16 protein-coding genes are annotated in these 14,852 nt (G+C 44.8%); 9 read left to right on the top strand and 7 right to left on the bottom strand.

All coding sequences use genetic code 11. The features are described from left to right. The first annotated feature begins 5 nt into the window (after positions 1 to 5). Positions 6 to 830, top strand: a complete 825-nt coding sequence (locus ACT6R0_RS03635) for a DUF4249 domain-containing protein (RefSeq protein ID WP_444651381.1) — start codon at positions 6 to 8, stop codon at positions 828 to 830. Between the two features lie 34 nt (positions 831 to 864). Here ACT6R0_RS03635 and ACT6R0_RS03630 read toward each other — a convergent pair whose 3' ends face one another. Next, complete coding sequence (locus ACT6R0_RS03630) at positions 865 to 1,359, bottom strand: GNAT family N-acetyltransferase (protein ID WP_444651379.1); 495 nt, start codon at positions 1,357 to 1,359, stop codon at positions 865 to 867. Between the two features lie 231 nt (positions 1,360 to 1,590). On the opposite strand from ACT6R0_RS03630, the gene ACT6R0_RS03625 reads away from it, so the two are divergent. The 5 genes from ACT6R0_RS03625 to ACT6R0_RS03605 all read left to right on the top strand — a co-directional run bounded on the left by ACT6R0_RS03625 (position 1,591) and on the right by ACT6R0_RS03605 (position 6,473). Further along, complete coding sequence (locus ACT6R0_RS03625; protein ID WP_444651377.1) at positions 1,591 to 2,253, top strand: thiamine diphosphokinase; 663 nt, start codon at positions 1,591 to 1,593, stop codon at positions 2,251 to 2,253. A gap of 323 nt (positions 2,254 to 2,576) precedes the next feature. Then, positions 2,577 to 4,562: an excinuclease ABC subunit UvrB gene (gene uvrB, locus ACT6R0_RS03620; RefSeq protein WP_444651375.1), complete on the top strand. Its 1,986-nt coding sequence runs from the start codon at positions 2,577 to 2,579 to the stop codon at positions 4,560 to 4,562. A gap of 19 nt (positions 4,563 to 4,581) precedes the next feature. Continuing rightward, positions 4,582 to 5,880, top strand: coding sequence for a hypothetical protein (locus ACT6R0_RS03615; protein ID WP_444651373.1), 1,299 nt, complete (start codon positions 4,582 to 4,584; stop codon positions 5,878 to 5,880). Positions 5,881 to 5,997: 117 nt separating this feature from the next. Beyond that, complete coding sequence (locus ACT6R0_RS03610) at positions 5,998 to 6,126, top strand: hypothetical protein (protein WP_444651371.1); 129 nt, start codon at positions 5,998 to 6,000, stop codon at positions 6,124 to 6,126. Continuing rightward, a complete protein-coding gene (locus tag ACT6R0_RS03605; RefSeq protein WP_444651369.1) occupies positions 6,123 to 6,473 on the top strand; it encodes a hypothetical protein in 351 nt (116 codons plus the stop codon). Before ACT6R0_RS03610 ends, ACT6R0_RS03605 begins: the two co-directional genes overlap by 4 nt. Before the next feature lie 185 nt (positions 6,474 to 6,658). On the opposite strand, the gene ACT6R0_RS03600 is transcribed toward ACT6R0_RS03605, so the two are convergent. From ACT6R0_RS03600 to ACT6R0_RS03580, 5 genes are all read right to left on the bottom strand, one after another. Further along, positions 6,659 to 7,030 carry a hypothetical protein gene (locus ACT6R0_RS03600; protein WP_444651368.1) on the bottom strand — a complete coding sequence of 124 codons (372 nt, stop codon included), beginning with the start codon at positions 7,028 to 7,030 and terminating at the stop codon, positions 6,659 to 6,661. Between the two features lie 104 nt (positions 7,031 to 7,134). Further along, positions 7,135 to 7,371, bottom strand: a complete 237-nt coding sequence (locus ACT6R0_RS03595) for a hypothetical protein (RefSeq protein ID WP_444651366.1) — start codon at positions 7,369 to 7,371, stop codon at positions 7,135 to 7,137. A 187-nt stretch (positions 7,372 to 7,558) separates the two neighbouring features. Then, positions 7,559 to 8,053: a hypothetical protein gene (locus ACT6R0_RS03590; RefSeq protein WP_444651365.1), complete on the bottom strand. Its 495-nt coding sequence runs from the start codon at positions 8,051 to 8,053 to the stop codon at positions 7,559 to 7,561. Positions 8,054 to 8,055: 2 nt separating this feature from the next. Next, entirely contained in the window at positions 8,056 to 8,319 is a 264-nt protein-coding gene (locus ACT6R0_RS03585) for a hypothetical protein (protein WP_444651363.1), read from the bottom strand. Positions 8,320 to 8,469: 150 nt separating this feature from the next. Then, positions 8,470 to 8,724 carry a hypothetical protein gene (locus ACT6R0_RS03580; protein ID WP_444651362.1) on the bottom strand — a complete coding sequence of 85 codons (255 nt, stop codon included), beginning with the start codon at positions 8,722 to 8,724 and terminating at the stop codon, positions 8,470 to 8,472. Between the two features lie 213 nt (positions 8,725 to 8,937). On the opposite strand from ACT6R0_RS03580, the gene ACT6R0_RS03575 reads away from it, so the two are divergent. Next, a complete protein-coding gene (locus tag ACT6R0_RS03575; protein WP_444651361.1) occupies positions 8,938 to 10,287 on the top strand; it encodes a DEAD/DEAH box helicase in 1,350 nt (449 codons plus the stop codon). 94 nt (positions 10,288 to 10,381) lie between these two features. On the opposite strand, the gene ACT6R0_RS03570 is transcribed toward ACT6R0_RS03575, so the two are convergent. Beyond that, positions 10,382 to 11,485 (bottom strand): lactonase family protein, encoded by a 1,104-nt coding sequence (locus ACT6R0_RS03570; protein WP_444651360.1) that lies wholly within the window; start codon positions 11,483 to 11,485, stop codon positions 10,382 to 10,384. Positions 11,486 to 11,677: 192 nt separating this feature from the next. Between ACT6R0_RS03570 and ACT6R0_RS03565 the strand changes: the two genes are divergently transcribed. Further along, a complete protein-coding gene (locus ACT6R0_RS03565; protein WP_444651358.1) occupies positions 11,678 to 13,600 on the top strand; it encodes a BatA domain-containing protein in 1,923 nt (640 codons plus the stop codon). Beyond that, on the top strand, positions 13,597 to 14,850 hold the full coding sequence (locus ACT6R0_RS03560) for a dihydroorotase (RefSeq protein ID WP_444651357.1): 1,254 nt from the start codon (positions 13,597 to 13,599) through the stop codon (positions 14,848 to 14,850). Before ACT6R0_RS03565 ends, ACT6R0_RS03560 begins: the two co-directional genes overlap by 4 nt. Positions 14,851 to 14,852: the final 2 nt, after the last annotated feature.

Raw genomic sequence — 14,852 nt, 5'->3', positions numbered from 1 at the left:
TCCCGATGAAAAATATTAAGTATATCCTCCTCATCCTTACAATAACCCTTTTTACTTCGTGTGAAGAGGTAATTGATGTAGACCTTGCTAACGGGACACCCCGACTGGTCGTTGATGCATCTATAAACTGGGCGCGCGGCACAGATGGCAGCGAACAGAAGGTAAAACTTACCATGAGCGGAAGCTATTACGGAACTACCGTGCAGGTGGTATCTGACGCTACAGTATTTATTACCAATGGCGCCAATACCGTATTCAACTTTACGGAAACACCCGGGACCGGCGAATATGTGTGCACCGACTTTGTGCCAGAGATCGGCCAGACCTATACCCTTACCGTGATACATGACGGCCAAACGTATACCGCTACAGAAAAGCTTTACGCCACTCCGCAGATAGACAACATTGTACAGGACAATGAAGGCGGCTTTACAGGTGAAGATATTGAGCTGACCTATTATTTTCCTGATAATGCCAATGAGACCAACTTTTATGTTGTCCGCATAGATACCGACATTTATCCCTTTCCCCATTACGGAGCGCTTAAAGATGAATTCCAGCAAGGCAACATGATGTCGGTAATACTATCTGATGAACAGTTTGAACAGGGAAAGGTGGTAGACATCGAATTATATAGTGTATCCGAACGCTATTATAATTTTATGACGATCCTTATCTCTATGATAGAGGGTGGCGCCGGAAGCGGCCCGTTCCAGACGCCTCCTGTAAATGCCCGTGGCAATATCATTAACCAGACCAACCAAAAGAACTTTGCAATGGGTTATTTCAGGCTGGCAGAAGTTGAGGAGAACACGTATACGATACAGTAAATATATAAAGCGAAGCCCTCTCCGGAGGGCTTTTTTATGCAATGGTTTTCTGGAACGCATCCCTGGGCGTGCCATCATTCACATAGATGATGCCGCAATATTCAAACCCGTTCTTCTTCAGGAAATTCTGCATGGGGATGTTGTCGTGGTGGGTATCAACGCGGATGGTTGCTGTTTTAGTAAAGGCAAATTCGAATGCCGCACGCGCTATGCCCCTCGCCTTTCGCCCCGATGCCAGCCTGTGGATCACACCGTAAGGATCGCTATTGAGCCAAGCACCGCCTTCGATCACATTGTAGGTGGGCTCCGGATCATCTCCGGCAATGAAGCAGAAATAGCCCACAATTTCATCCTCTGAAATGCATACGAACCCATGGCCGTTATCAATATCGTTCAATATCACCTCGGTGGAAGGATAGCCGTTGATCCACTGCGTCAGGTTGCCGTTCTCGCGCATGATGAGGCGTGCATCATCGATGATGGGCATGATGGTGATAAGGTCTGAAGGTGTAGCGGGTCGTATGTGCACGGCTGCAATTTTAATTTGCTAAAATTAATAATTTAGCTATTAAGTTATACCGCAAAGTCACACAAAGGAGACACAAAGATCCTCAAAATTTTCTTTTAGTTAAATGAAGCCTCGAGGTAATTCTGCTAAACCACAAATAAAATCCGTTCTCATCCGCCCGATCAGCAGCTTGTCATGCATCATGAGGGATCATCCGGGTTCTTTTTATTATTTTTACTTCAAATTAAAATTATGTCATCTCATCATATTGTCCGCGACGATCAGGAACCCGCGCTCATCATTGCCAATGGCGCCGAATGCAGTAAAGAGCTGATGGGCCAGCTGCTGGAGTGGTCGCCGCTTGTAGTGGTGCTGGACAGCGCAATCGGGCGTGTCATGCAATATGGTATAAAAGTGGATGTATTGCTGGGCGACTTTGACCGTGGCTTTGACCCGGAATATTACAGGGACATGCAATATCCTTTGGAAATAGTGCATACACCCGACCAGGACAAGACTGACCTTGAAAAGGCACTGGACTTTCTAATAGACCGTAACTTCCCTGCCGTGAACGTGATATGGGCCACCGGAAAACGTGCCGACCACACGATCACCAACATTACCAACATCGTAAGTTACCGCGACAAAATAAAGATCGTGATACTGGACGATCACTCAAAGATATTCCTGCTGCCGCAAAAGTTCGAAAAGTGGTACCCGGCAGGCACGCCCCTGTCCCTTATACCTATTGGGAAGGTTTCGGGCATCCACTCCAAAAACCTGAAGTACGAACTCAATGACGACGAACTTACCATAGGCTACCGCACCGGGAGCAGCAACCAGGCGCTGGCCGACGGCATGGTAACGATACAGCATCGCGAAGGCGATCTGCTGTTGATGGAGTGCTTTGATTGAGGGTCGATTTGGTTTTTTGGCAAAAGGTAAAACCCCTCTCCCCCTTAGCCCTGACCGACGCGGCATCCTGCGGAGGCACGAAGCAGATACAGCGGAGGGCAGGAATGACGATGGCAAAAATGCACTGGCCATTCGCTCAAAGCCCCCTAGAACAGCTTCACTCCTGCTCATTAGACCTCACCCCCGGTCCCTCTCCAAAGGAGAGGGGAGCAAGACGTGCCGACAGTACGTGGTGATTTCGTCAAAATGTGGACCGCGACCGTGACTGAAAACTGCGACCGCGACTGCCTCATATTTCGTATATTTGTAGAAAAGCTAAACGAATGAGATTTAATGTTGTATCGGAGTACAAGCCGATGGGCGACCAGCCCGAGGCGATAAAGCAACTGAGCGCGGGGATCGAAATGGGCGAACGCTTCCAGACGCTGCTGGGGGTAACCGGATCGGGTAAAACGTTTACCATGGCTAATGTGATACAGGAGGTGCAGAAACCCACACTGGTACTGGCACATAACAAGACCCTGGCGGCACAGCTGTATGCTGAGTTCAAGCAATTCTTCCCGAACAATGCCGTGGAATACTTCGTGTCCTACTACGACTACTACCAGCCTGAGGCCTACATACCCGTATCAGGGCTGTACATAGAGAAAGACCTTTCGATAAACGAAGAGCTTGAAAAGATGCGGCTCAGCACCACCTCTTCCCTGCTCTCGGGCCGCCGAGACATTATCGTGGTGGCATCGGTATCGTGCCTCTACGGTATCGGTAATCCGGTGGAATTCCAAAAGAACGTGGTCTCGATAAAGCGGGGCGAGATGATATCGCGCACCAAGTTGCTGCACCGCCTCGTGCAAAGTTTGTATGCCCGTACGGAGGCCGACTTTACGCCCGGTACTTTCCGCATTAAGGGCGATACGGTGGAGGTTTTCCCAAGCTATGGCGATGAGCCTTTCCGCATCCACTTTTTTGGGGATGAGATCGAAGAAATAGAAGCATTTGACAAAGCAAGCTCGAAAGTACTTGAAAAATATGACCGTCTGAACATCTACCCTGCCAACATGTTCGTGACCAGTCCGGATGTGCTGCAAAGCGCGATCTGGGACATACAGCAGGACCTGGTAAAACAGGTAGATTATTTTAAAGAAATAGGCAAGCACCTTGAGGCCAAGCGCCTTGAAGAGCGCACCAATTTTGACCTTGAGATGATACGCGAACTGGGCTACTGTTCGGGTATCGAGAACTACTCGCGCTACCTGGACCGCAGGCTGCCCGGCACGCGCCCCTTCTGCCTGCTGGATTATTTCCCGAAAGACTTCCTGATGGTGATCGACGAAAGCCACGTGACTGTAAGCCAGGTGCACGCCATGTACGGCGGCGACCGTTCACGCAAGGAGAACCTGGTGGAATTCGGATTCCGACTCCCTGCCGCGATGGACAACCGCCCGTTAAAGTTCGAGGAATTTGAAGCCATGCAAAACCAGGTGGTGTACGTGAGCGCCACCCCTGCCGATTATGAACTGGAGAAAAGCGGCGGCGTGTATGTGGAACAGGTGATACGCCCGACAGGGCTGCTGGACCCGATCATAGAAATTCGCCCGAGCCTGAACCAGATAGATGACCTTATAGAAGAAATACACCAGCGCGTGGAACTTGATGAGCGTGTACTCGTGACTACGCTTACCAAGCGAATGGCCGAGGAGCTTGCCAAATACCTGACGAAAGTCTCCATTCGCTGCCGCTACATCCATAGCGAGGTGGATACGCTGGAACGTGTGGAGATCATGCAGGATTTGCGCAGAGGTATCTTTGATGTGCTTATCGGAGTGAACCTTTTGAGGGAAGGGCTTGACTTACCTGAAGTGTCACTGGTAGCGATACTGGATGCCGACAAGGAAGGCTTCCTGCGCTCGAACCGCTCGTTGACCCAAACCGTGGGGCGTGCCGCACGTAATGTGAACGGTAAAGCCATAATGTATGCCGACAAGATCACCGACAGCATGCAGCGCACCATTGACGAGACCAACTACAAGCGCGAAAAGCAGCATAACTTCAACGTGGCCAACGGCATTGTGCCAACCGCCCTGAACAAGAAGATCGAGAAGAATGTCCTCGGTAAGAGCAATGCCTACAAGCTGGAGGAAGCCCCGAAAATTGCCGCTGAACCGGACACTACCTATATGACCAAAATTGACATTGAGAAGATCATCCGCGAGAAGCGCAAGTCGATGGAGAAAGCCGCTAAGGAGCTGGACTTTTTACAGGCAGCGAAGTTGCGGGATGAGATAAAGGTGTTGCAGGAGAAAGTGTAGGTTATTTATATTTAATATTATGACTGAATCAGAAATTAATAAATTGGCATATGGCCTTATAAATCTTTTAGAAGTAACACCTAAAAATCAAAAAACAGTTTCCAGAAAGTTTGAAAATTTTGTTGGAATAAATGTAGAAGATTTTAAAAATTCTACAATTAAACCTGTATCACATTTAATTGATTCTTTAGGCAATCTATGTGCAGTTAAAAAAGGTATACAAGATTACGAGGTAGGCATAAGTAAAGAGAACTACAGAGAGTTACAACTCTTAGCTAATGAAATAATTTCTATACCTTACTTCAATAATTTTACAGATTATAGATTTATTGAGATTGAAATATTTCAATGGTTAATAAATATATATGAAACTAATATCTCATCATCTGATCTCATAAATTATTTAAAGAATAAAGTTGAAGAAGAATTATACAACTATGAATTCTACTACAAAGTATCTTCCTTAGGTATTGAAAAAGAATTTATCATCGGGAATATATTATTTACTTCACTCAGCACAACATTTTTTGAAAATGAATTTTCTAAAATGGGACAAAAGTATGATCAGAATAAAAAAAACCTTGAATCATACACTAAGAAAGTTATAGCGATTGCTCAAGTATATGCTACGAAAGATCGCGCTAAAAATAAATCTATCTATAACGTTAAGTTAGCTTTAAATGTTCTAAAAATTTTTATGCTAAATGAATCGATTATGCAGGTTGAATTACCTTATATGGACGACGATAGAAATGACGAATTTTTATCTTTCATAGGAAGAGATAAACATACTAATTTCTTAACATTCAATTTTAAATCCGGTAGTCAAACTTCCATAATTACTACTGAGCTGTTGGAAACGTTTAAGTCTAAAGGATTAGATGTAGTTTCAGAATTTATTAATAGTAAGAAGAATGATGAACTTTATTTTGAGATTATAAATAAAATAGATCTATTAGGTGAAAGCCATGCAACACATAATTTTTACGAGCGGAGTATAAAATTAATCAGTTTACTTGAGAGTTTTCTAATCCCCGAAGGAAATATTAAAGGCCTTGGACAAACATATGTAAACCAGATAGCAAAGAAATGCAATGATAATGAGTTAACAAAAGCTATAAATGAGATTTATGAAGTACGTAATAAATTCTTGCATAATAGAATTGAATTAAAAATAAATCCTATGAGTTTTTATAAATTTCAAGGCTTCGCTCTTACATTTATCCTAGAGCTTATTAAATTAAATGGTGAATATAAAAATAGGCAGGCAGTTTTAGATTTTTTTGGAATCAGAAACAAATTAAAAAATAAGAAATAATATAATTATGATTTTCCCCCCGTTTTGGGCAAGCTTCAAGCTCATACCGGCAATAGTAATCCAAACCTCTACCGGCACGGGCAAGATGCCCGCGCTAGCGATCCCAAAAAAACTAAAATGCAAATCCCCACCGCTGGCGCGAGCGTCACGCTCGTGCAGCCAACAATAGAAGACAACAACAAACCAAACCTTTACCGACACGAGTTGGAAGCCCGCGCTACCGACAATTGTAAACCAAAAGCATGAAATACTACCACTACTTATTCATCGTTTTATTCCTTTTTAGTTGCCAAAAAGAAACAAAAGAAAAACAGCCGATACTCCTCGCCGACAGGGAAGCCCCCTTGGGTTGGGTGTACCTGCGCATTTATCCCGATAGTACGTTTGAATTTGAAACCAGGGGCTTACGGGATAGAAACCTTTTCGACGGTAAAGCTGAAATAACAAGGGACACCCTATTCTTCCATTACATAGATTCTATTCCGTACGCCGGGACTAAAGCGGTTTATACAAAAGGTTCGGTAAACTATACCAACGGAGCAGGCAAGACACATGAATCGCTCGAAATAAAATTTTCCAAGCTGAACAAATAATATTACGACCATCACTTTCCCCACCCCTGCCATAGCCCACCTTGAATCCGATGACATCCTCCACGATGCGCAGGAAGCCGCGGAGCTGTTGATGAACTGCCACTACGAGGGTGCGGACAGCCATATGTTGTAAATCTAAAAAAGCCCCGCAATCGCGAGGCTCTTGTATTTTATCGGGACTTACTTTAGTTAAAGTTGGCCGTGATCATTTCGATTAGCTTTTCATCGCTCATTTTATTGGAGGTGCTTTCATTAGCCACTGCATTTTTATACTGGGGCGTGTTGGCAAGGAATTTAATGAACTGTTCCTGTGCGTCGCCGGTTCCTGTGATGTGGATCTCATCCACATTCTGCATCAGCGCGGCGATCTCCTTGAAAAATTTCTGCGTCAGGCTCTGCTCATGGTTGTTTTTTGCATTTTCGCTGGAGTTGCCTTCCGCGCCGGGATTGGTTACGTGGCCCAGCACGACAAAGTCGCCGTCACCCGAAGTTCCCTTACCTACCACCGTTGCATGGTGGCCGTCCATCCATACGCCAAACTGTTTTTTATCAGACATAATTTATTGTTTTTGTAAATGTATGCCGATAACTACCCAGTAGTGTTTTAATTGGGTTAAGATTGGCTATTGGTGCGACAGATATGGCACTCCCTGCCAGGCCACTATCTGTGTTTTTTAACGGAAAAGCTATTGGATACAAAAAACACCATGGTATTGCTGCGCTTTTTTAAAAGGCTCCAGTTGATGATGACACCCACGACGCAAATGATCATCAGGATAACCAGCAGTGCTATGTATATCAAATCGTTAATATCGCCGGACACGGGGAACTCCTGCACTAAAAAGTACAGGGATACAAAGAATACTGCTATGGACAATATGAGAGAAAACAATCTCATGCCTTTTACTTTAGGGATAATAATGTAATGTTACAGCAAAAGGGATATTAATTTAATTGATAATAGCACTCTTGGCGTTGCAGCCAAGAAGTTACAACGCGATCTGTTGAATTTTAGTATTATCAAAAGTAGAGGATATTGTGATATCCTTAACAATGTTGCGGATTTGTTTTAAACAAAAAGTTGTTTATAACGCAATAAGCAGCGCCTGTATCGAGTCATACTCTCCTTCCCTGCCTGTTATGCTATATACAAAATCGTATTTGATCTCGCCATCAAGGAAGTCCTGGTAGAGTTTTGATTCCATTACAAGCTTTTCATTTTCATCCGGTTCCACAGGCTGCAGGGTCATCTCTTTATTACACAAGCCTTCGGCCACGAATTCGAAAGTATCTTTCTCGTAGGTCTTGATGATGCCTACGATCTTAAAGTCAGGGCTGTCAATGTTCTTATATACGTCCATATCAAGCTTGATAGCGTGGTCGCGGTATTCGGCTGCAATGCTGTGCTCGTTCTCTTTGAACTTAAAATGCCCGTCGCTTTTGAAGAATTCCTTAAAACCGTCGAAGATCTTTTTGATCTCTTCCTTCTTGAGTTCCTTTCGTTTGTAATCGTACTTCTTCTTAAGCGAATTATGCTCCGCTCTGATGTCTATTTTTATTTTGAGGTAGCCAAGGTCCATAATTACAGTTCAACAACTTTAGGTTTGTAGAAATTCACGTAAAAAAAGTTGTTGGGATCTACATTGGATTCCATCACCCGGGCCTTTATCTTTTCTGTTTTCTCCAGATCGGCCACGTTAAGGAACAAAAGCAATTCTGCAATATTGTTGAACTTAAAGCTCAGGCTGGTATTTAGTGAATACTCAGTGATACTGTACTCTGCCGTCTGTACATCGATCCCTGCGTCGGTGAAGGCATCTTTTATGGTCTTAAAATTATCGGTCATGGTTTGGTCTTTTAACGTTAGATACAAATTAGCACTTAAAATTTGAACGGGCTCTTAAATAAAGCCTAAACTTTCCTGATCCCTCATAAAACAAAAGCTTCGTTTATACGAAGCTTTTGGATCAGTAGTAGTATTCAGGTCACATATAATTTACATTTTATCGTCGCCCACGATCTGGACTTTTCCATTGGGGACTTCACCGGTGGTATCTTTAATGATGAGCACCCCCAGCACATTCAGCGGAATGTCGATCGGCTCTTCCGAAGCTTTTATCTCCTCGATCAGTTTTTCGTGGTCCATTGGGTTCAGCACGAGCGAATCCCCCTTTTCTATCCTTTTGGCAAACAAGTAATTCCTTATGGATGCTATGGATATTTCGTTTCCTATTACTACAAATTCAGGCATGGCTTTTAGTTTTTGTATAGCTAAAATACTACAGCCAAAATGAAAATTTGACAAGGTTATGTTAATTTAAAAATGGAACACGATAACACGTATCGTGTAGATCTGCACAGATCCCACCACTAATAAAGCGGCTCCATTTTGCGTTGGAGAGCGGTTGGAGGTAACGCTTTCGTCGCTAAAAATTAAAAACCTATCTTTGCAAAAAATATACCCATGTCCACATTCCACGATCTCGACCTGCCCAAAGCATTGCAAAAAGCCATTGACGGCCTTGGTTTTACCGATCCTACACCTATACAGGAGCGGGCCATGCCTGTTATCATGTCGGGCCGTGACATGATGGGCATTGCACAAACAGGTACTGGTAAAACGTTCGCCTACCTCCTGCCGATACTCAAGCAATGGAAGTTCGCTAAAACCGACTCACCCCGTGTTGTCATCGTGGTGCCGACCCGTGAGCTGGTAGTGCAGGTTGTAGAAGAGGTAGAAAAACTCACCGAATTCATGTCGGTGCGCACCTTGGGTATATTTGGCGGCGTGAACATTAATACGCAGAAAAAACAGGTGTATGAGGGTGTTGACATCCTTGTAGGCACTCCCGGCAGGATGATGGACCTCGCCCTTGACAACGTTGTACGTTTTGATGAGGTGCAAAAGCTGGTTATAGACGAATTTGACGAAATACTCAACCTCGGCTTCCGCATCCAGGTAACCTCGATACTATCGATGATGCGCCAAAAAAGGCAGAACATACTTTTTTCAGCTACAATGACCGATGAAGTGGACGAAATGCTGAATGACTTTTTTGATCTCCCGGAAGAAGTATCCCTAGCGCCGTCGGGTACGCCGCTGGAAAAGATATCGCAGCAGATGTACAATGTGCCCAACTTCCTAACCAAAATAAGCCTGCTGAAGGAATTGCTGAAAGACGAGGACATGAGCCGTGTGCTGGTTTTCGTGAATAATAAAAAGATCGCCGACCTTGTGATGGATGCTGTTGAGGAATCTTATCCGAGGCAATTCGGCGTGATACACTCCAATAAGTCGCAGAACTACAGGCTCAACACCATGGCATCGTTCCAACAGGGCGACCTGAGGGGCATTGTCACTACCGATGTAATGGCGAGAGGTCTTGACATTTCGGATATTACCCACGTAATCAATATGGAATTCCCTGAGGTTGCCGAGCAATACATCCACCGTATTGGACGTACGGGCCGTGCCGATAAGGAAGGCGCTGCCATAAGCTTTGTAGGCAAGCACGAACAGGACATTCAGGTACAGGCAGAGGTGCTGATGGAAAAAGAAATGGAAGTCCTTGATATTCCTGAAGGTGTTGAAATAGCCACACGCCTGCTCGAGTTTGAAAAAGACTGGAAGAAATTAAAGCAGGTTTTCAAAAAGAAAAAGGAAGAGGGCGGTGCCGCTTTCCACGAAAAGAAGGAAAAGAATAAAAAGGTGAACCTTGGCGGTCCCGGAAAGACCAAACCCCGTAAGACCGCACCCCGAAACCGTGGTGTAGAAAGGGCGCGTGATAAAAAACGTAAAGATAAAGACAAGTAGAGAAAATGATCGGTGCGCTTTATCCGAACAATGATCTCATTGTAAGATCACTAAAAAGCAGATAACTACGCATCGATCAGTAAGGCCTAAACAATTATTTATTCGCAGTGAACACCAGGCATACAGGTGAGCACACCTCTATCCGCTGAGTAGTATCTTCCAGCATTCCTGTAGTTTTATCCCTTTTAAAGATAACAATGTTATTGCTTTTCTGGTTGGCTACCAAAACGAAATTGTCTTTGGGATCGATGGCAAAATTGCGTGGCGATACGCCCTGTGTGCTTATCTGCTGCACCATGTTCAGCATGCCGTTTGCATGTACCCTGAAAACGGTAATGGTGTTGGCATCGCCCCTATTGGTCGCGTAAAGGAATTTCCCGTCATTGGAAAAATGAATATCGGCTCCCCCGTTCTGCCCATTAAAACCGGAAGGCACAAGGCTTTCGTCCTGCATTTTTACAGTTTTACCATTCTCATAGCTATAGGCAGTTACAGTTCCATTAAGCTCATTCAGCAAATAAAAGAAAATACCGTTCGGGTTAAAAGCAAGATGCCTTGGACCACTTCCCGGATCGGTTGCTATGGTTTCCTTTAGTGTAAGTGTTTTATCGCCGCCTGTCGGATTATAGCTGTAAATATAAATTTTGTCAGTACCCAGGTCGTTTACAAATAGGTGCTTTTTATCTGGTGAAAAGATCACCATGTGCGGGTGCGGCTTCTCCTGACGGTCTTTGTTGGCGCTGCTGCCTGTATGCTTTACCACCTGTTTCGCATCGGTAAGCGAACCGTCAGGCTTCTTATTGAATACTGCTATGGTACTACCGGAATAATTGGCCACGATAACATTCTTATCGTCATTAATGATATAGCACGGGTCCTCACCTTTGGATTCTTTTTTATTGATGAAGTCGAGCTTGCCGCTTGCCGCTGTATATTTAAATGCGCTGACAGTACTTTTATCGCCCGACTCGTTCACACTGTAAATGAACTTTTTATCATCAGAGACCGTAAGAAAACTGGGGCTTTCCACTTTAACAGAATGGTTCTTTTCCTTGAACTTTGCCGTGGCAGCATTAAAGTCATATACATATATCCCTTTACTGTCGCAGTCATTAGTGTAGGTTCCCACTAAAAGATTGTAGTCTTGTGCGTTCATGGCAAATATCCCGAAAAAGGTTAATATGGCGGCTAATTTCATAGTGCGTTGATTACTTTGGTAAACAAATGTAAGATATTAATGCAGGCAGGCAAAAAATTTAACGGTGGTATTTGCGTTAGTAAATGAAGGCTTGAGCCACCGATCACGCAAATTTTACCAAACTTGAAATTCGTTTAATTCGTGGCTTGATACTATTAGAAAAATCGTATTTTTGACAAACCCTACAAACGAATGCAGTTCAAACACCCGGAGATACTCTACTTCCTTTTCCTGCTGGCAATTCCAATACTGGTCCATCTATTCCAATTGCGCCGTTTCCGGAAAGAATATTTTACCAATGTTAAGTTCCTGAAGGACCTCAGCATGCAAACCCGCAAAAGCTCTAAAATAAAAAAATGGCTGCTGCTGTGTACGCGACTGCTCCTCCTCGCCTGCCTTATCATTGCGTTTGCCCAACCGTTCTTCAAAGCGAAGGGCGATGATAACAAGGGCAACGAAATGGTGATACTGCTGGACAACTCTTTCTCGATGCAAGCCAAGGGCAGCAAGGGCGAACTGCTTAAACGCGCCGTACAGGACCTCCTCGAAAATACACCCGAGAACCAGCAATTTTCCCTGATCACCAATACCAATGCCTGGTGGGATACCGACATAAAGTCCATACAAAAGGAATTACAGAACCTGCCTTACAGCGATGTGCCTTTCCGCCCCGACTTCTTACTGACCAAGGCACAGGCAAAAAAAACAAATACAGGCAAGGACATTGTAATGATCACCGATGCGGTGGACCTCGACAGCAAAGACCTGCAGAAATTTACCGGCAGCCCACTATATGCCGTAATTGCAGAAGCACAGAACACGAGCAACATAAGCATTGACAGCGTTTACATTTCGCAGGCCATGGATAACTTTTATGAGGTAAAGGTCGACATGCAGGCCTACGGCGAATTTGAAGATGAAGTTCCCGTTGCGCTCTACAATGGCAAGAACCTGACCGCAAAGACAATTGTAAAATTCGATACCGAGAAAAGATCTGCTGCTTTTACCATACCCAAAAAAGATTTCCATGGTTATGTTTCGGTTAATGATAACAGCCTGGCATATGACAACACCTATTATTTCAGCATATCCAAACCTGAAAAGTCGAACGTGGTTGCCATCGGCGAAACAGCCAAAAACAGCTTCCTGTCCCGCATCTATACCGATGATGACTTCAACTTTACAGCTTCGGAACTGAGCGGGCTTGACTATAACAGCCTTGAAAAGCAGGATGCGATCATCCTGAATGAATTGAAGGAAATACCGCAGTCGCTCATCACTACCCTGAAAGATCTTTATGCAAAAGGCGGTAACATTGTGATCATACCATCCACCGAAGGCAGCCTGCAAAACCTCAACACTTTGCTGGGTACTTTTGGCGCGGCTTATAAGCCAATGACACAGAACAAGAGGCAGGTAACCAAAATATCCTTCAACCACCCGCTGTACCAAACAGTATTTGAAAAGAAAACGGATAATTTCCAGTACCCAACAGTAAATACAGGGTTCACCATTTCCGGGAATGCCTTGCCTGTACTGGCGTATGAAGACCAAACGCCGTTCCTCGCCTCAATGAGCAATAAGCTGGGCAATGTATATGTATTCTCTGCCGCGATAAATAAGACAAACAGTAACTTCCAGAACTCGCCGCTAATCGTGCCAACCTTTTACAATATGGCGCAGAACAGCGGCAAGACAGGCATAAGCGCGATCACCATTGGCGAGAACCAAAGCCTCCTGCTGGATGCCGTGCTCTCTAAAGATGAAGTACTCACTGTTCGCAATGAGAGTTCCGACTTTATCCCTATGCAGCAGGTGCTGAACAATAAAGTGAAGCTGTCCTTTGGGGATTATCCTGAAGTTGCAGGAAATTATGCCATCACAAAAGGCAATGAGGTGCTGAAGAATATCAGTTTTAACCATGCCCGCACCGAGAGCAACCTGGGCCTGCAGAACAAAGCCGTGCTGAAGGACTTTACCGAAACAGGATCAGTAAGCACTGTGTACAGCGACATTAGATCGGAACGAACCGCCAGCGAATTATGGAAATGGTTCGTGATCGGTACACTGATATTCCTGATACTTGAACTCCTGATACAAAAATTTGTAAAATGAACCTGATATTCAAAAATGCGACCATCATTGATAAGAACAGCCCGTTTCACAACAAACAGGTCGACATCATTGTGGAGAACGGCATTATCAAACAAATAGGCAATAATATTACTGCGGAAGGCTTTGAAACCGTTGAACTTGACAACCTGCACATTTCCAAAGGGTGGTTCGACAGTTCTGTAAGCCTTGGCGAGCCGGGTTATGAAGACCGCGAAACCCTTGCTAACGGCCTTGATACAGCGGCAAAAAGCGGCTTTACCGATATTGCCCTGCAGCCCAACAACAACCCCATCGCCGAAAGGCAGGGCGACATAGCATTCCTTGTGAACAGATCGGCTGGTCATGCGACCAACCTCCATCCGATAGGCGCACTTACAAAAGGCAGCGAAGGTAAGGACATGGCCGAGCTGTTCGACATGAAGAATGCCGGAGCTGTAGCCTTTGGTGATCACAACAAAGCCATTGCCGATGCGAACATACTAAAGATCGCGCTGCAATATGTACAGGATTTCAACGGGTTGGTCATCGCCTATTCGCAGGATGACAAGATAAAAGGCAGGGGTGTAGTACACGAAGGCGTCATAAGCACACGATTGGGCCTTAAGGGAATTCCCGCACTGGCCGAAGAACTGCAGATCGCACGAAACCTGTTCCTGTTGGAATACACCGGCGGTAAAATGCACATCCCGACCATATCCACAGGAAGATCGGTGCAATTGATAAGGGAGGGTAAAGCAAAAGGCCTGAACGTGACATGCAGCGTAGCGGTACATCATTTGGTACTGACCGATGAAGTGCTGTGCGATTTTGATACCCGATATAAAGTCGCTCCCCCGCTCCGTCCTGAGGCGGAAAGGGAACTGTTGATCGAAGGCGTACTTGATGGTACCATCGACCTGATCACGTCCGACCACAACCCGCTGGACATCGAGAATAAAAAGCTGGAATTCGACCTGGCAAAAGACGGCACCATAGGGCTGGAAAGCGCTTTCGGGGCGTTGATGACCGTACTGCCGCTGGAGGTGATCGTTGAGAAATTGACGGCAGGAAAAATAATATTCGGATCTGATAGCCATGATATCGAGGAAGGCTCAACAGCAGGATTTACGCTATTCACACCAACAGGAGATCGCAAATTCACTAAAAAGGATATCCTTTCCAAATCAAAAAACTCTGCTTTCCTGGGACGAACTATGAAAGGGAAAGCTTATGGAATATACAATAACGGCAAATTAATTTTAAACGGTTGATC

This window comes from Flavobacterium sp., from assembly GCF_052437795.1.
Classification (GTDB): Bacteria; Bacteroidota; Bacteroidia; order Flavobacteriales; family Flavobacteriaceae; genus Flavobacterium.
Note: the sequence above shows the minus strand (reverse complement) of the source record. Positions and strands in the feature narration are given on the sequence as shown.

Excerpts from the sequence above, each read along its gene's own strand:
- ACT6R0_RS03565 (WP_444651358.1), top strand. The coding sequence starts at position 11,678 with ATGCAGTTCAAACACCCGGAGATACTCTACTTCCTTTTCCTGCTGGCA.
- ACT6R0_RS03595 (WP_444651366.1), bottom strand. The coding sequence starts at position 7,371 with ATGAGATTGTTTTCTCTCATATTGTCCATAGCAGTATTCTTTGTATCC.
- ACT6R0_RS03560 (WP_444651357.1), top strand. The coding sequence starts at position 13,597 with ATGAACCTGATATTCAAAAATGCGACCATCATTGATAAGAACAGCCCG.
- uvrB (WP_444651375.1), top strand. The coding sequence starts at position 2,577 with ATGAGATTTAATGTTGTATCGGAGTACAAGCCGATGGGCGACCAGCCC.
- ACT6R0_RS03580 (WP_444651362.1), bottom strand. The coding sequence starts at position 8,724 with ATGCCTGAATTTGTAGTAATAGGAAACGAAATATCCATAGCATCCATA.
- ACT6R0_RS03635 (WP_444651381.1), top strand. The coding sequence starts at position 6 with ATGAAAAATATTAAGTATATCCTCCTCATCCTTACAATAACCCTTTTT.
- ACT6R0_RS03585 (WP_444651363.1), bottom strand. The coding sequence starts at position 8,319 with ATGACCGATAATTTTAAGACCATAAAAGATGCCTTCACCGACGCAGGG.
- ACT6R0_RS03570 (WP_444651360.1), bottom strand. The coding sequence starts at position 11,485 with ATGAAATTAGCCGCCATATTAACCTTTTTCGGGATATTTGCCATGAAC.
- ACT6R0_RS03610 (WP_444651371.1), top strand. The coding sequence starts at position 5,998 with ATGCAAATCCCCACCGCTGGCGCGAGCGTCACGCTCGTGCAGCCAACA.
- ACT6R0_RS03605 (WP_444651369.1), top strand. The coding sequence starts at position 6,123 with ATGAAATACTACCACTACTTATTCATCGTTTTATTCCTTTTTAGTTGC.
- ACT6R0_RS03575 (WP_444651361.1), top strand. The coding sequence starts at position 8,938 with ATGTCCACATTCCACGATCTCGACCTGCCCAAAGCATTGCAAAAAGCC.
- ACT6R0_RS03600 (WP_444651368.1), bottom strand. The coding sequence starts at position 7,030 with ATGTCTGATAAAAAACAGTTTGGCGTATGGATGGACGGCCACCATGCA.
- ACT6R0_RS03590 (WP_444651365.1), bottom strand. The coding sequence starts at position 8,053 with ATGGACCTTGGCTACCTCAAAATAAAAATAGACATCAGAGCGGAGCAT.
- ACT6R0_RS03615 (WP_444651373.1), top strand. The coding sequence starts at position 4,582 with ATGACTGAATCAGAAATTAATAAATTGGCATATGGCCTTATAAATCTT.
- ACT6R0_RS03625 (WP_444651377.1), top strand. The coding sequence starts at position 1,591 with ATGTCATCTCATCATATTGTCCGCGACGATCAGGAACCCGCGCTCATC.